Origin of the sequence: Amycolatopsis sp. NPDC051106, assembly GCF_040682775.1 — a bacterium.
GTDB lineage: Bacteria > Actinomycetota > Actinomycetes > Mycobacteriales > Pseudonocardiaceae > Amycolatopsis.
This window is the reverse complement of sequence record NZ_JBFBBQ010000018.1, coordinates 1-14,064: the sequence shown is the minus strand read 5'-3', so window position 1 is coordinate 14,064 and position 14,064 is coordinate 1. Positions and strand designations below refer to the sequence as shown.

13 protein-coding genes and 1 pseudogene are annotated in these 14,064 nt (G+C 71.8%); 7 read left to right on the top strand and 7 right to left on the bottom strand.

The genetic code is table 11. The annotated features are described in order from the left end of the window. The first annotated feature begins 104 nt into the window (after positions 1 to 104). From AB0M83_RS16435 to AB0M83_RS16420, 4 genes are read left to right on the top strand one after another with little or no spacing between them, the layout of a single operon-like run. Positions 105 to 2,795 (top strand): GNAT family N-acetyltransferase, encoded by a 2,691-nt coding sequence (locus AB0M83_RS16435; RefSeq protein ID WP_364517718.1) that lies wholly within the window; start codon positions 105 to 107, stop codon positions 2,793 to 2,795. Positions 2,796 to 2,805: 10 nt separating this feature from the next. After that, positions 2,806 to 3,186, top strand: a complete 381-nt coding sequence (locus AB0M83_RS16430) for a hypothetical protein (protein ID WP_364517716.1) — start codon at positions 2,806 to 2,808, stop codon at positions 3,184 to 3,186. Continuing rightward, positions 3,186 to 3,920, top strand: a complete 735-nt coding sequence (locus tag AB0M83_RS16425; protein WP_364517714.1) for a hypothetical protein — start codon at positions 3,186 to 3,188, stop codon at positions 3,918 to 3,920. The genes AB0M83_RS16430 and AB0M83_RS16425 overlap by 1 nt, the downstream gene beginning before the upstream one ends. Beyond that, on the top strand, positions 3,917 to 6,589 hold the full coding sequence (locus AB0M83_RS16420; RefSeq protein ID WP_364517712.1) for a cation-transporting P-type ATPase: 2,673 nt from the start codon (positions 3,917 to 3,919) through the stop codon (positions 6,587 to 6,589). The genes AB0M83_RS16425 and AB0M83_RS16420 overlap by 4 nt, the downstream gene beginning before the upstream one ends. A 66-nt stretch (positions 6,590 to 6,655) precedes the next feature. On the opposite strand, the gene AB0M83_RS16415 is transcribed toward AB0M83_RS16420, so the two are convergent. Next, the gene (locus AB0M83_RS16415) at positions 6,656 to 7,114 is read right to left on the bottom strand and encodes a universal stress protein (protein WP_364517710.1); all 459 of its coding nucleotides are present in this window, start codon (positions 7,112 to 7,114) and stop codon (positions 6,656 to 6,658) included. A 172-nt stretch (positions 7,115 to 7,286) separates the two neighbouring features. On the opposite strand from AB0M83_RS16415, the gene AB0M83_RS16410 reads away from it, so the two are divergent. Next, on the top strand, positions 7,287 to 8,279 hold the full coding sequence (locus AB0M83_RS16410) for a nitroreductase (RefSeq protein WP_364517709.1): 993 nt from the start codon (positions 7,287 to 7,289) through the stop codon (positions 8,277 to 8,279). Next, positions 8,276 to 8,450: pseudogene (locus tag AB0M83_RS16405) on the top strand (ATP-binding cassette domain-containing protein); the annotation flags it as partial. The gene AB0M83_RS16410 and the pseudogene AB0M83_RS16405, both read left to right, overlap by 4 nt. A 58-nt stretch (positions 8,451 to 8,508) precedes the next feature. On the opposite strand, the gene AB0M83_RS16400 reads toward AB0M83_RS16405, so the two are convergent. The 3 genes from AB0M83_RS16400 to AB0M83_RS16390 all read right to left on the bottom strand — a co-directional run bounded on the left by AB0M83_RS16400 (position 8,509) and on the right by AB0M83_RS16390 (position 10,502). Continuing rightward, the gene (locus AB0M83_RS16400; protein ID WP_364517908.1) at positions 8,509 to 9,528 is read right to left on the bottom strand and encodes an NAD(P)H nitroreductase; all 1,020 of its coding nucleotides are present in this window, start codon (positions 9,526 to 9,528) and stop codon (positions 8,509 to 8,511) included. Positions 9,529 to 9,729: 201 nt separating this feature from the next. Next, positions 9,730 to 9,852 (bottom strand): hypothetical protein, encoded by a 123-nt coding sequence (locus tag AB0M83_RS16395; protein WP_364517707.1) that lies wholly within the window; start codon positions 9,850 to 9,852, stop codon positions 9,730 to 9,732. 83 nt (positions 9,853 to 9,935) lie between these two features. After that, positions 9,936 to 10,502 (bottom strand): DoxX family membrane protein, encoded by a 567-nt coding sequence (locus AB0M83_RS16390; RefSeq protein ID WP_364517906.1) that lies wholly within the window; start codon positions 10,500 to 10,502, stop codon positions 9,936 to 9,938. A gap of 270 nt (positions 10,503 to 10,772) precedes the next feature. Between AB0M83_RS16390 and AB0M83_RS16385 the strand changes: the two genes are divergently transcribed. Continuing rightward, positions 10,773 to 11,663, top strand: coding sequence for a universal stress protein (locus tag AB0M83_RS16385; RefSeq protein WP_364517705.1), 891 nt, complete (start codon positions 10,773 to 10,775; stop codon positions 11,661 to 11,663). A gap of 7 nt (positions 11,664 to 11,670) precedes the next feature. Here AB0M83_RS16385 and AB0M83_RS16380 read toward each other — a convergent pair whose 3' ends face one another. Genes AB0M83_RS16380 through AB0M83_RS16370 form a run of 3 tightly spaced genes read right to left on the bottom strand, consistent with a single transcriptional unit; the run spans position 11,671 to position 13,383 of the window. Continuing rightward, the gene (locus tag AB0M83_RS16380; RefSeq protein ID WP_364517703.1) at positions 11,671 to 11,952 is read right to left on the bottom strand and encodes an iron-sulfur cluster biosynthesis protein; all 282 of its coding nucleotides are present in this window, start codon (positions 11,950 to 11,952) and stop codon (positions 11,671 to 11,673) included. Positions 11,953 to 12,007: 55 nt separating this feature from the next. Next, positions 12,008 to 12,985 (bottom strand): acyl-CoA desaturase, encoded by a 978-nt coding sequence (locus tag AB0M83_RS16375; RefSeq protein ID WP_364517701.1) that lies wholly within the window; start codon positions 12,983 to 12,985, stop codon positions 12,008 to 12,010. Beyond that, on the bottom strand, positions 12,982 to 13,383 hold the full coding sequence (locus tag AB0M83_RS16370; RefSeq protein ID WP_364517699.1) for an STAS domain-containing protein: 402 nt from the start codon (positions 13,381 to 13,383) through the stop codon (positions 12,982 to 12,984). The genes AB0M83_RS16375 and AB0M83_RS16370 overlap by 4 nt, the downstream gene beginning before the upstream one ends. Positions 13,384 to 14,064: the final 681 nt, after the last annotated feature.

Below are 14,064 nucleotides of genomic sequence, written 5' to 3'. Positions count from 1 at the left end.
GGTAGTCCGGCCGCGTCGCGGCGCCCCCTGTCCGAGGTCTCCTTGACAGACGACGGCAGACGGCTCGTCGGCCGGTCGTCCCCTGTGCCCGAGGAGAGACAGCCATGAGTGTGGACGTGGGCTCCAGGGCCCTGCTCGCGGACGGCGACGTGGTGCTCGTGCGCCCGTTGCACCCGGCCGACACCGCTGAGGTTCTCGGCTTGCACACCCGTCTCACCCAGCAGGACACCTACTTCCGGTTCTTCGGCGCTCGACCGTCCGGATTGGACGAATTGGCGGCGGAGATCGCTGCCGATCCCGGCCCAGGGCACTACGCCGTGGGCTGCTACTTGCGCGGCGAGCTCGTCGGGGTGGCGAATTACGAAGTCCTCGAGAACTCCACCGACGCCGAAGTCGCGCTCGTCGTGGACGCGGCCGTACGCACCCAGGGCGTCGCGACCCTGCTGATGGAACACCTCGTCTCCCACGCCCGGAAAACGGGCCTGAAACGGTTCATCGCCGAAGTGCTCGCCGAGAACGCCAAGATCATTCACGTCTTCGCCCACCTCGGGCTGCGGTTCGAAGCCGGCGTAGGCGGCCCCGAACGGGACGTCGTGATGGTCCTCGAGGAGGACGCCACCTACCTGGACGCTGTGCTGAAGCGCGACTCCGTCGCCGACGCGGCCAGCCTGGCCCACGTGCTCAAGCCCGCCTCCATCGCCGTGGTCGGCGCGGGACGGCGACCCGGTTCCGTCGGACACGCCGTGCTCGCCAACCTGCTCGCCGCCCCCTACCCGGGACCGGTCGAGGTGGTGAACCCGCACGCCGGGGAGATCCTCGGCGTGCCGTCCGTGGCGAGCATCGCCGAGCTTTCCCGGATCCCCGAACTCGCCGTGATCTGCCTGCCCGCAGCGGCCGCCGCCGACGCTGTCGAGGTTTGTGGCGAGCGGGGCGTGCGCGCCGTGCTCGTGATCTCCTCCGGCCTGACCGGGACCCCGGCGGGGACCCGGGTCCGCGAAGCCGTCAGCCGCTACGGCATGCGGCTGGTCGGCCCGAACTGCCTCGGCGTCGTCTCCACCGACCCCGCCTGCCCGCTGAACCTGACCTTCCTGGCCGGGGCGGTGAACCCGGGCACCATCGGCGTGGTCACCCAGTCCGGCGGCGTGGGGATCGCGCTCGCGGAGTCGCTGAACGACCTTGGCCTCGGCCTGTCGAGCCTGGTGTCGACCGGCGACAAGTACGACGTCAGCGGCAACGACCTGCTGATGTGGTGGACCGCCGACCGCCGCACGGAAATGGCCGTGCTCTACCTCGAATCGTTCGGCAACCCCCGCAAGTTCAGCCGGTTGGCACGGCAGCTGGCCCGCACCCGCCCGGTGCTCGCCGTCCGCTCGGGCAGCGGCGGGACCGCCCAGCGCGCCGCCGCGTCGCACACCGCTGCCGCCGCGACCCCGGCCGTCACCCGGGACGCGCTGTTCGACCAGGCCGGGATCATCGCCGTCGACACCGTCGCCGAACTGGTCGACGTCATCGCCGGGTTGTCCTGGCAGCTGCTGCCGGGCGGCCCGCGCGTGGCCGTGATCAGCAACGCCGGCGGCGCCGGGGTACTGGCCGCCGACGCTTGCGAGCGCGAAGGCCTGGTGATGGCGGAGCTGTCCGACGACACTCGGGAACGGCTCGCCAAGATCTTGCCGCACGAAGCCGCGGTGCGGAACCCGGTCGACACGACCGCCGCCGTCCCCGCGGACGTGTTCGCCGACGCGCTGCGCGCGGTGCTCGCCGACGACGGCGTCGACGCGGTGATCGCCGCGACCGTCCCCACCGCCGTCGGCGATCCCGGGACCTCGCTCGCCGACGTGCTCCCGCCCGAGTTCAAGACCGTCTTCGCCGTGCGACCCGGGCAGCGCGCACGGGTCGCCCCGCTGGTGCCCGGCACCGGTGTGACGGCGTGCTACGACGACCCGGCCGCGGCCGCCGCTGTCCTGGCCCGGCTCGTCCGCTACGAGCAGTGGCTGAACCGGCCCGGCACCGGCGGATCCCTGACCCCGCTGGAAGATCCCGAGGCGCTGCGCGCCTTCGCCGCCGGACGCGAGGGCTGGCTGCCGCCGGCGGACGCCGTCGAACTGCTGCGCCTGGCCGACATCCCGATGGTGGAGACCACCTACGTCGAGGCCGGCGACGCGATGGACGCCGCGGCCGCCGACCTGGGCTCGCCGGTCGTGCTCAAGGCCGACGCCGAGGGGCTGCTGCACAAGTCCGCGGGCGGGGGCGTGGTGCTGGACGTGCGCGGCGCCGATCGCATCCGCGCCGCGTTCCGCACCCTGCGGTCCCGCTTCGGCTCCACCCTGCGCGGGGTCACCGTGCAGCCGATGGCCGAACCCGGCCGGGAGGTGCTGGTCGGCGTGCGGTCGGACCCGGTGTTCGGGCCGCTGGTCGTGTTCGGCCTCGGTGGTGTCGACACCGACTTGATCGCCGACCACGCCGCCAGGCTGGCCCCGCTCACCGGGGCCGACGCCGACCTGCTGCTCGACGGCCTCCGCTCGGCGAAAGCGCTCTGGTCGGGTCAGCTCGACCGGGCGGCGGTGCGCGAGTTGCTGCTGAAGGTCAGCCGGCTGGCCGAGCTCGTACCCGAGCTCGCCGAGCTGGACCTCAACCCGGTGCGTGTCCGTGACAACCGGGGCTCCGCCCCGGGCCGGGGGCTCCGCCACCCGGAACCCCCGCAAGACCGTGAGGAGGGCTGCGTGGCACTCGACGTCCGCGCCCGGTTCGAGCCGGATGTATCCGCCGACCCGTTCCTGCGCCGCCTGCGAGACTGATGGAGCGATCGTGCGTGTGCTGACCCTGAACCCGGGCTCGTCGAGCATGGGCGACCCCGGCGCGGTCGCCCAGGCGATCCGCCGCTGGTCCGATGTGGACGCGATCGCCGTCCGCTTCGTCCACGGTGGGGCGCAGAAGGCACCGGCGCCGGTCGACGACGCCTGCTTCGTCGCGGAGCATCAGCCGGAGATGATCACCGCCGTCCTCAGCGGGCTCGGGGTGCTCGGTCTACTCGTCGGCGACGTCCCGCACACCGACCTCGACCGGATCGTCCCCGCTGCGGACTCGCCGGTGCACGCCTTGATCATCCTGCCCCGGGAAGACCCGGAACTGGCAAGTGGCGCCGAAGAGGCGCTCACTCGCGGCTCGAGACACCTCGGCGCGGGCTGATGACCTCGCTGGAGTTCCGCTGGGACCGGCCGTCGCGGACGATGCTCGCCGCCGCGCTGCTGCGACTCGGCCCGAATCGCTGCGTCACCGAGGTCCGGCCGGACGAGGTCCTGCTGACCGAGCCGCCCACCCGGTACGAGCGGCCGGGAGCCGCCGCTCTCCTCGAGTGCGGCGCGGCGTTGTCGACGATCTGGACCGTTGTGCGGGTGCTGGGCCGCGAACCATTGGTGAACTTCCCGGGCGACCCGGCCCGCCCCGACGTCGCGGCCATCGTCCGGGCCGGCGACGCGCGCGGCACATCCAGCGGCGAGTGGGCGCGCTACGCGGCACTGCGCAAGCTCGACGAACCCGGCCGCGGAACGGTGCTGCGACCGGTCAGCCTCGCCGTGCTGGGCGCGCTGGCCGGCGACGACTTCTGGCCGGACACGACCGTCCGCACCGTCCGCCCGGACTGGGTCTCGACACTCGAGCACCTCGGCGCCGACGTCACCGGGCACTCGTCGTTGCTGATCACCACACCCGATGACAGCCGCCGCCACCACGTCCTGGCCGGCGCCGCACTGCACGCGACCCGCCTCGGGGCGGCGAGCCGCGGCTTCTCCTCGCGGATCCTGCCGATGCGGTCGCCCGCCGAGCGAACCCGGTACGTCGAGAAGTCGCCGCTGCCCGGCATCCCGCAAGCCGTGCTCCTGGTCGGCCTCGCCACCCCGAAACGAAGGAACCCCAAACGATGACCACCCACCTGAAGCCGAAGCCGGACGCCGGGGAACCCCCGGCGATCGACGCCCGTGAGCCCGTCGCCCGCCTGCTGCGGGACCTGCGCACCGGTATCACCGGCCTGACCGCCCGGGAAGCCGCTCGCCGGCTCCAGGTCAGCGGCCCCAACGCGCTGCCGACCCACCGTGGCGCGAGATGGCCGCTGGCGCTGCTGCGGCAGCTGGTCCACCCGCTCGCGCTGTTGCTGTGGGTCGCGGCCGGGCTCGCCTGGTTCGCCGGGACGACCAGCCTCGCGATCGCGATCGTCGGGGTCATCCTGCTCAACGGCCTGCTGGCCTTCTTCCAGGAACAACAGGCGGAAAAGGCCGTCGAAGCCCTCGGCCGCTACCTGCCCGACCGCGCTTCGGTCCTGCGCGACGGCAGCGTGTGCCACGTCCCCGCGACCGAGATCGTGCCCGGCGACGTGCTGGTGCTCGCCGAGGGCGACCGCGTCCCGGCCGACGCCCGGCTCGTGGAGGGCACCCTCGATGTCGACGCCTCGATGCTGACGGGGGAGTCGGCGCCGGTGACGCGGATGGCCGACGTACTCGATGACGCGTCCCGGCCGCTGGAGTCGCCGGTGCTCGTGTTCAGCGGCACGGTGTGCGTCGCCGGCGCCGCGCACGCGGTGGTGCACGCCACCGGGCGGCACACCGAGATCGGCCGGATCGCGTCGCTGTCGGCCCGGGTGGGCCGGGAGGAGAGCCCGCTGGAGCGGCAGGTGCGCCGCGTCGCGTGGCTCATCGCCGGCGTCGCGGTCGTGGTCGGCATCGCGTTCCTGCCGCTGGGCTGGCTGGCCGGGCTGTCGTGGTCGGCGGCGTTCGTGTTCGCGATCGGCCTGCTCGTCGCGAACGTCCCCGAGGGCCTGCTGCCGACGATCACGCTTGCGCTGGCCGCCGGCGTACGGTCCATGGCCAAGGAAGGCGCTCTGGTCAAACGGCTCTCCGCAGTGGAGACCCTGGGCTCCACGACGGTGATCTGCACCGACAAGACCGGGACCCTGACCCGCAACGCGATGCACGTCGAAGAGGTCCGGGACGGGCTGGGCGTGACCCTGGAGGACGCGGGCGTGCTGGCCGCGTCGCTCGCCCGCTGCAGCACCGCCGACCTCGCCTCGGACAGCGGCGACCCGACGGAGCTGGCGTTGCTGGGCTACGCGGCCGGCCACGGGACCGCCCTCGAGCCGACGACCCGGGAGACCGGTCGGCTGACCCTGTACTCGTTCGACCCCCGGCTCAAACGCATGTCCACTGTGGACTCCATTGGTGGCTCGCTGTTCGTGGCCACCAAGGGCGCGCCTGAGCAGGTCTTGCCCCGGTGCTCGTCGGTTTTCGACGCCTGCGGCGCCGAACTCCCGCTGACGCCCGCGCTGCGGGAACGGATCAGCGAGCGCGTCGACGAGATGGCGGGCCGGGCCCTGCGCGTGCTGGCCGTCGCCCGCCGCGGCGTGCCCGCGGTCCCCGGGAGCCGCGAGGAAGCTGAGTCGGGCCTGTGCCTGCTGGGGCTGGTGGGGCTCGTCGACCCGCCGCGTCCCGAAGTCGCCGCCGCGGTCGCGAACTGTCATTCGGCGGGGATCACCGTCCACGTCGTGACCGGCGACAACGGCCGGACGGCGGCGGAGGTCGCCCGCCGCGTCGGGATCGGCGCGGACCGCGTGATCAGCGGCGACGAACTCGCGAAGATGCCGGAGCCGGCCCTCGACGAGGCACTCACCGCCGGCGGGGAGATCGTGTTCGCCCGCGCCGCGCCGGAGGACAAGCTGCGCATCGCCGACGCGCTGCGCGACTGCGGCGAGGTCGTGGCGATGACCGGCGACGGCGTCAACGACGCACCGGCTCTGCGCCGGGCCGACATCGGCGTGGCGATGGGCGTCGGCGGCACGGACGTCGCGAAGGAAGCGGCGACGGTGGTGCTCACCGACGACAACTTCGCGACGATCGTCGCCGGGGTGCGGGAGGGGCGGCGGGTCTTCGACAACGTCCGCAAGTTCGTGCTCTACATCTTCGCGCACGCGGTGCCGGAGGTGCTGCCGTTCCTGCTGTTCGCGGTGTCGGGTGGGATGATCCCGCTGCCGCTGACGGTGCTGCAGATCCTGGCCATCGACCTCGGCACGGAGACGCTGCCGGCGCTGGCGCTGGGTCGTGAGCCGGCGGAGCCCGGCCTGATGGCCCGCGGTCCGCGCCGGCGGTCGGAAGGCGTGGTCACCGGGCGGATGCTGGTGCGCGCGTGGGGGATCATGGGTCTGCTGTCAGGGATCTTGGTGCTGGGCGCGTACTTCGCGGTGCTGTACGCGGCGGGCTGGCACCCGGGTGCGGACGTCTCGCCGGGCGCGCCGCTGCACCAGGCGTACCTCCAAGCGACGACGGCGACCTTCGCGGCGATCGTGTTCTGCCAGATCGGCACGGCGTTCGCGTCCCGCACGGAGCGGGTGTCGCTGCGGGCGGTCGGCCTCACGACGAACCGCCTGCTGCTGGGCGGTATCGCGTTCGAGCTGGTCTTCGCGGCGGCGCTGATCTACCTGCCGCCGCTGCAGACGATGTTCGGCACGGCGGCGCTGCCGGCGTGGGTGATCGCGCTGATGCTGCCGATGCCGGTACTGGTGTGGGGCGCGGACGAACTCTTCCGCCGGGCGACCCGCGGCGGCTGAGAGTTCGGCTGGCCACGCCGATCCATCGTGTTCGGCTTCGGCCCGGTAGGTCGGCCTTCAACGACATCAGGCGAGGGTGAGGTGGTGTGCCGGCTCCGGCGTGATGACGACCACCGGGCAGCGGGAGAAGCGCACGCACTCGCGTCCGACACTGCCCAGCACCAGGTCCGCCATCGCGCCACCGCGGTGGGTGCCGAGAACCAGCAGGTCCGCGTCCGCCGAAGCCGTCACCAGTTCGGTCGCCGGGTCGCCGTGGACCGTGCGGGCCTCCACCGTGGCGGCGGTGTCGATACCCAGGCCGGCGACGTGGTCCTCCAGCGAGTACTCCGGGACTCGCCCGTGCGGCTGCAGCGCGAGCGACGCGCCCGGTAGCAGGGTGTCCCGGGTCCGGACGAGGATCGCCCGGACGACGTCTCCGGCGTGGGCGCCGACTTCGAGCGCCCACCTCGAGGCCAATTCGCCGCGGGGCGACCCGTCCATCCCGACGACGATGACCCGGCCCGTGTGCGGACGTGGCGAATTCATGGCGGCTCCTGCTTTCTCCTCGATGTCACTGCGATCGTGCGCCATCCACCGAGGCCGCTGGTAGAGGCCGAATTCCGCCGCAACCGGGACTTTGTGCTCCGGCGCCGGCCCCCGGCGAGGGCCCACGATGACTCAGGCGGAGCGTCCGGCTCCGCGTACCGGAGGGACCGCGATGACCGCTGTAGCACCGGCAGCACTGACCTCCGAACAGATCGGCACGCTCGCCCGAGCGGTGAGCCGCGCGCCCTCGGTGCACAACAGCCAGCCGTGGCAGCTGCTCGTCCGCGGTACCGAGGTGGATCTGCTGGAACGTCGCAGCGTTGTGCTGCGACGGCAGGACCCGTTCGGCCGGGACCGGATGATGTCCTGCGGCGCCGCGCTCACCAACCTCGAACTCGCGTTGCGCGTGCTCGGGCGGGACTGCCATGTCGCATTCCGGGAAGACGAAGAAGACGCCGTGGCCACGGTGACCATCGGCCGTCCGCGTGCGGTCTCCGACCGGGACTTCGCGCTCTACCATGCCATCGCCCGCCGCCGCAGTCATCGGCACGAGTTCTCCCACAGCCGGGTGGCGGCGGCAGTGCACAGGGCGCTGGTCGCGGCCGGGGAGGCGACCGGTGTGCATCTGGTGGTGCCCGCGCATCTGGACGAGTTCGCCCAGCTGCTCGGCTTCGCCACCCGGGTGCTCCGCGAAGACCGCGGCTACCAGCGTGAGCTCGCGATGTGGACCGCCCACACCACAGGCCCGCTGGCGACCGGGGACGGCGTCCCCGAGGACGCACTGAGCGCTGAAGCCCTGCCGGTGGCGGGGCTGGTGCGTACCGACACTCCGGTACCCGACGACGCCGTGCTCGCCGACCGGCTGGCCGCGGAGAACCTCCTGGTCGTCTGCACCGACGGCGACACCCGGGCCGAACACCTGGCCGCCGGGACGGCGCTGCAGCGCGTCTGGCTGACCGCGACGGCGAAGGCGCTCGTCGGTTCGGTGATCACCCAGCCCCTGCACCTGACCGGCTTCCGCGCCCGCCTGGTCTCGGAGCTGGTCCTGCCGGGGGTGCCGCAGGCGATCTTCCGTTTCGGCAACCCCGAGGTCCCCGCGGCTCCCTCGCCGAGGCTGCCCCTCGGCGAGCTGTTCCCCGAAGGGCACAGGGGAGGAGCGCGATGACCGCCGCGATCGAGAGCAAGGGTTCCGGAAATCCTTCGGACGTACTCGGGCACTCGACGGGCTCGACCTGACTGTCGGAACGGGGAGGTGCATGGCTTCCTCGGCCCGAACGGCGCCGGCAAGACGACGACACCCCGGCTGCTGCTCGGCCTGCTGCACGCCGAAGCAGGCTGGTGCGCGGTCGGCGTGGGTATTCGGCCTGGTCGATCTCGCCACGGAGCGGTCCCCGCTAATGGCTCTGGTAACGGAAGTGGTTCTTCGGCGGCGCTTCCAGCGGCTGCAAGACGTCCGCGAGATCGCGCCGCGGAGTCGCGAGGAGGGGGTCGGCGTTGGCCGGCGCCCAGCCGATGCGCAACACCATTTGCGGGTACGAACCGCCGGTCACGTTCTCGGTGACGGACTCGCGGACGTCGGCGATCTCCAGCGGCTCGGTGAACGGGCAGGAAGACAGGCCGAAAGCCGTGGCGGTCAGCAGTACCGCGCTGGTCGCCTCGCCCGCGCGCAGCCGCGACATCCGGTCGTCGGAGGCGGTGCTAAGCACCAGCAGGACGGTCTCGTCGTCCTCGGCCTTGGCGTCGGCCGGCTGGGTCAGGAGCGGGTCGGCGAACGCCCGGGCCCGCAGCGCGCCCGGGGTGTCGTCCGGCGTCGGGGAGTTGCGAGCCGGGACGCCGTCGGGCGCGAAGTGGCGCCCGCTCCACGCCTCGAGTTCGGTGCGGTAAGCGGGGTCTTCGGCGTGGCGCCGGGACGCTTCTTCGATCGCGGTCGCCAGGTGGTAGCGGGCCTTGTTCTCGGCCACCTGCAGCACGGTGCCCTCCGAAGACGCGGCCTTGGCCATCGCCTCGGTGTGTCCGCCGGGCACCGCCCATGAGCTGAGGCGACGCCGGTCGGTGCGCCGCCGCGGGATCGCCGCGGCCATCGCGACCTCGTCCTGAGACGGTTCGTGCTGGTGCAGGGTGATGGCCGCGAGGTGGTCGGGTTCGTCCGGGTTCGGGAACCGGAGCACGTCGGCGGCCCAGCCGAGCGCGGCCAGGCTCACCCGGAGATGGTGCAGAGCGGCGCCGCAGCTGAGCAGCAGGTCCCGGCCGTCCGGATCGGTCTCCGCCAGCCGCCGGTCCTGGTCGGCGTACAGGTGCAGGGAACTGGGGCCGATCCGCCAGGACCAGGGCTGGGAGTTGTGCACGGACGGGGCGCGGACCGCCATGGCCACCGCGGTCTTGACGGTGAAGTCGTCCGAGAATCCTCGGTCCATCATCAGCCTGCTTCGCGATCGGTGTGGAGTTTCTCTGACGGCTCGACCCTCGCACCGGCGGCGCGCTCACCGGGAGGGCCGGAGTGCCTCTTGGTTGAGGACTTTCGGTGTCCGGGTACCAGGCACGCCACCGCCAGCGCGATCGACTTCCGCGGAGTTTGGCGGCGGTCTGACCGGCGGCCTTGCGCCAGCCCTCTTTGGTCAGGTGGACGGCGCTGATGCCGTTGGGACGATCACCTGGACGAGGCCCTTGAACGGCAGTTCCGGCGCGACGGTGATCACCTCGTGGGTCATCACGTCGCTGACTGTCGGCTTCAGCTGCAAGGTGTCTCCTGTGGTGACGAGTGTCGTGCCGGCAACAACGTCGCCGACACGACAGGTGTCCGTTGTGGACGTGAAAGGCCTTGTCAGCGGAGCCAAGGGGTGCGGCGGACGAGATCCACCTTCGCCCAGCGACGGCCGAGACCCCAGGTGTCACCCGCGGCGAAGGCGGCCAAGACGACGAGCACGACGAGGTACACGAGGTGGTAGTCGATCAGCGGGTTGGTCGACGACGTGGCCGTCCCGGCCGACGTGGACTGTGCGAGCGGCCATTCGGCGATCCACATGAGAGCGAGCAGGACCGTGCCGGAGACGGCGGCCAGGCGCAGGGCCACCCCGAGCAGGAGGGCGACGCCGAGGCCGAGCAGGGCCAGCATGAACAGCCAGTCGGCCCAGCCGGCACCGGCCCAGCCGCGCAGCATCGACTGCATCGGCCCGACCTGGACGTGGCCGAGGAATCCCTTGGTCGGCGAGCCGCCGCTGATCCACGCCTGCGCCGAGCTCGTGGAGTAGCCCAATCCGAACAGCTTGTCGAAGAAGGCCCAGAGGAACGTCAGGCCCATCACGATGCGCAGGACGGCCAGTGCCGAGCCGCGAGCCGATGAGGCGGGCCGAGGCCGTTCGGCAGTCCGTGCTTCCGGTTGGTCAGGCATGAAGGGAGTGGTCAGGGACGGGCCGCGGTCCTGGACGGACATCGTGATCTCCTTTTCGGTTGTGGCCAGAGCATGAGCCGTCGTCCGGTCCGGACGCTGGTGCCGAAATCCCCGGATCACGGTGACTTTGGTGCACTGCCCGGACGGTTCCACGCGGGGAGGCAGGGAAGAAAGTCCCTGCGGAACGCGGTGGAATCCTCTAGTGCCGAGATCTCCCGGAGGAACAGACTCGGAATTCCGATAGTCCGCGACAGCCGAGGAGTTCTTCTCATGGCCGACACCACAACCAGGCAGCAGATCATCGTCGGCGTGGACGGATCGGCTTCGGCGCTGCAGGCCGCGCGCTGGGCGGGGGACGAGGCCGCGCGCCGGCACCTGCCGCTGCGGGTCGTGCACGCCGTGTCACCACCTGCGTTGTCCTACGGCGCCGGTGTCCGGCCACCGGACGGATTCTCCGAGGTGCTGGAAACGCAGGGCCGTCAGTGGCTCGCCGACGCCGACGAGGCCATCCGGTCGGCCCATCCCGACCTGGAGATCCACGCCGACCTGGCGACGGGCGGCCCGGTGACAGAACTGCTCAAGGCCTCGGCTGATGCTCGGCTGGTCGCGCTCGGCTCCCGGGGGCTTGGCGGGTTCAGCGGCATGCTGACCGGTTCCACGGTGGTGGCGATGGTCGCGCGGGGCCGGTGCCCGGTCGTGGTGGTCCGCGGCGGCGGCCGTGAGAACGGTCCGGTGGTGGTCGGCATGGACGGTTCCCCCGCGAACGAGCCCGCGATCGCGGTGGCCTTCGACGAGGCATCGTCGCGGGGCGCGGACCTGGTCGCCGTGCACAGCTGGCTGTCGGTCTCCGCGGGCACCGCGCACACCCTCGGTCAGCAGCTGCTGAGCGAGTTCGACGCCCTGGAGGAGAACGAACGCGAACTCCTGGCGGAACGGCTCGCCGGCTGGCAGGAGAAGTACCCGGACGTCGTGGTGCGGCGCGTCGTCGCACGGGACCACCCGGTGCGGTGCCTGCTGGACCACTCCGTAGACGCCCAGCTGCTGGTGGTCGGGAGCCGCGGCCTCGGCGGTTTCTCCGGCATGCTGACGGGTTCGACGAGCCAGGCCCTGATCCACCACGCCACGTGCCCGCTCATGGTCGTCCAGTCACCCACGCCCTGAGCGACCGTCAGTTCGGGGTCGTGATCAGGAAGGTGTAGTGCCCGTCGATGTCTTTGCGGACGTCGAGGACCTTGTCGGCAAGATGGACCCGGATCTCGCGGCCGAGGAACACCTGAGTGTTCGCGGTGGTGACGACGCGGTCGCCGGCCATCGGGTGCGCGGCGACCTCGACCGTCAGTTCGGCGCCTTCCTCGGGCGGGCCGTCGAGGGTCAGGCGCAGGCCGCCTTCGGCTCGGACGTTCTGGGCCGAGGTGAGCTGGTTGATCGCTTCGGTGGCCGATTCGGTCATCGTGAACATCGACGGTCTCGCCTTCTGTACGGGGTGAGCGCGGAACGGCTGTGGTTCACCCGGCGGCCTTGCGGTTGCCGCGGTGCGGGGCGGACATCCTGGCCAAGCGTTGCGGGGTGGGCCAGCGGACTTTGGTGGCCCAGCCGAGTTTTTCGAAGATGCGGATGACGCGGGCGGAGATGTCGATCTGACCGCGCAGGACGCCGTGGCGGGCGCAGGTGGGGTCGGCGTGGTGGGAGTTGTGCCAGGACTCGCCCATCGACAGGATCGCCAGTGGCCAGAAGTTGGCGGAGCGGTCGCGGTTGGTGAACGGGCGGGTGCCGATCATGTGGCAGATCGAGTTGACCGACCAGGTGACGTGGTGCTGCAGGGACACCCGCGCCAGCCCGGCCCAGAGGAACGCGGTCAGCGCGGCCCACCAGGAGCCGCCGATCACACCGCCCAACGCAGCCGGGACCAGCACGGTGGCGGCAACCCACAGCGGGAAGAGCCGGTCCACCCGGCGGATGTCGGGGTCGGCGGCCAGGTCGGGGGCGAAGCGGGCGATGTTGGTCTTGTCGCGGCCGAAGAGCCAGCCGAGGTGGGCGTGCCAGAACCCGTGGGCCAGCGCGAGCGGTGAGGTGCCGTAGAGCCAGGGGGAGTGCGGGTCGCCTTCGCGGTCGGAGAAGGCGTGGTGCCGTCGGTGGTCGGCGACCCAGCTGATCACCGGACCCTGTGCGGCCAGGCCGCCGGCGACCGCGAGCGCGATGCGCAGGGCGCGGGTGGCGGTGAACGCGCCGTGGGTGAAGTAGCGGTGGTAGCCGACGGTCACGCCCAGCGTGGTGACGAAGTAGAAGCCCGTCGCGATGCCGATGTCGAGCCAGCTCAAGCCCCAGCCCCACACCAGGACCACGACCGAGATGAGGGCGAGGAACGGGGCGAGCAGGAAGATCCGGATGGTGACCAGCTCGGACCGGGAATGCTCCCCGTCAACGATGGGTTTCGGTCCTGCCGGGAAGAGTTGTGGTGGCGAGGTGTGTTCGGTTGTGGTCATGACGGTGCCGATTCGAGCGAGGGGACGGATTGGTGGGTTTCGCCTCGGGGAGGGCGGTCTTTATTTCCGCGTCGGGCGGGCGCGGCGATGGGCTCCGCCCGCGAGGTGTGGATGGCCAGTTGTTCGTGCAGCCGGGTGATCTGAATGGGGCGCCAAGTCGCGCGGGTGGTGGCGACCAGCCGCAGGTCGGTGCGCGGTGCGGCTTGCCGGTGTGCGGCCAGCAGGACCTCCAGTCCGGCGGAATCGAGGAACTGGACGCGGGACAGGTCGACAACCAGCCGCCACGGCCGCCGGCCCAACGCCGATTCGAGTGCCTGGCGCACCGCGGGGGCGGTGCGCAGGTCCACGTCACCCTCCACGACGAGCACGAGCGTCCGTCCACATTGTTCTGTCGCCACGGTCAGCGGCGGATACCGGCGTGTCGGGGACTCGCGCCCTCCGGGCGCCTCCCTGGCCGCACGAACCACACCGGGTTCCGCGAGTGGGCAGCGGAGACGATGAAGATCGAGTGTTCTGCGCCTCACGATCGGGGCTCCTGACTTTGCCGACCGCTACTGACCCTCACCGCTGTGACGACTTACGCGCGGCTGGTGGACAGATGCGGCCGTCTTTGGCGGTCGATCGTCGCGAGGGCAGGGACTGGGCGCTCCGGCGCTGTCCCCCCGATCCTACCGCGATGCGTGAGCCACAGCGGTGTTTCCGGGCCGGTTTCCGAACGCCCGACGCCGGGCGCAGCCACTCCGACGGCTCGTTCATCAGCGGGAGGTAGGGGATCGACACCTGCAGGGCGATCATGACGGCGACGCCCCGAGTATCCGGGATGCTCGGCACCGGGCCGAACTGCTCCCCGTCCAAGGACGGAAGACGTCGCGCTCCTCGACCGGCGGCGGCGTCGACGAGTCGCCCGACGCAGAAAGGACCGGGAGACCTGCTCCCCGGGGGACCAAGGACCCATCGGCAACCAGGGCGTGCGGTCGCAGAGTTCGGGCATGGGTCTCGCCGAACGCCGAGGTGCCCGGACCGGTACGTCCCGCGGACCGGTCCTGCTCCAGCCCGCCCGGGTGCCCTACCTCTTGTCC

Coding starts and splice junctions, on each gene's coding strand:
- AB0M83_RS16415 (WP_364517710.1), bottom strand. CDS start 7,114: ATGAATTCGCCACGTCCGCACACGGGCCGGGTCATCGTCGTCGGGATG.
- AB0M83_RS16425 (WP_364517714.1), top strand. CDS start 3,186: ATGACCTCGCTGGAGTTCCGCTGGGACCGGCCGTCGCGGACGATGCTC.
- AB0M83_RS16420 (WP_364517712.1), top strand. CDS start 3,917: ATGACCACCCACCTGAAGCCGAAGCCGGACGCCGGGGAACCCCCGGCG.
- AB0M83_RS16385 (WP_364517705.1), top strand. CDS start 10,773: ATGGCCGACACCACAACCAGGCAGCAGATCATCGTCGGCGTGGACGGA.
- AB0M83_RS16400 (WP_364517908.1), bottom strand. CDS start 9,528: ATGGACCGAGGATTCTCGGACGACTTCACCGTCAAGACCGCGGTGGCC.
- AB0M83_RS16380 (WP_364517703.1), bottom strand. CDS start 11,952: ATGACCGAATCGGCCACCGAAGCGATCAACCAGCTCACCTCGGCCCAG.
- AB0M83_RS16390 (WP_364517906.1), bottom strand. CDS start 10,502: ATGCCTGACCAACCGGAAGCACGGACTGCCGAACGGCCTCGGCCCGCC.
- AB0M83_RS16410 (WP_364517709.1), top strand. CDS start 7,287: ATGACCGCTGTAGCACCGGCAGCACTGACCTCCGAACAGATCGGCACG.
- AB0M83_RS16435 (WP_364517718.1), top strand. CDS start 105: ATGAGTGTGGACGTGGGCTCCAGGGCCCTGCTCGCGGACGGCGACGTG.
- AB0M83_RS16375 (WP_364517701.1), bottom strand. CDS start 12,985: ATGACCACAACCGAACACACCTCGCCACCACAACTCTTCCCGGCAGGA.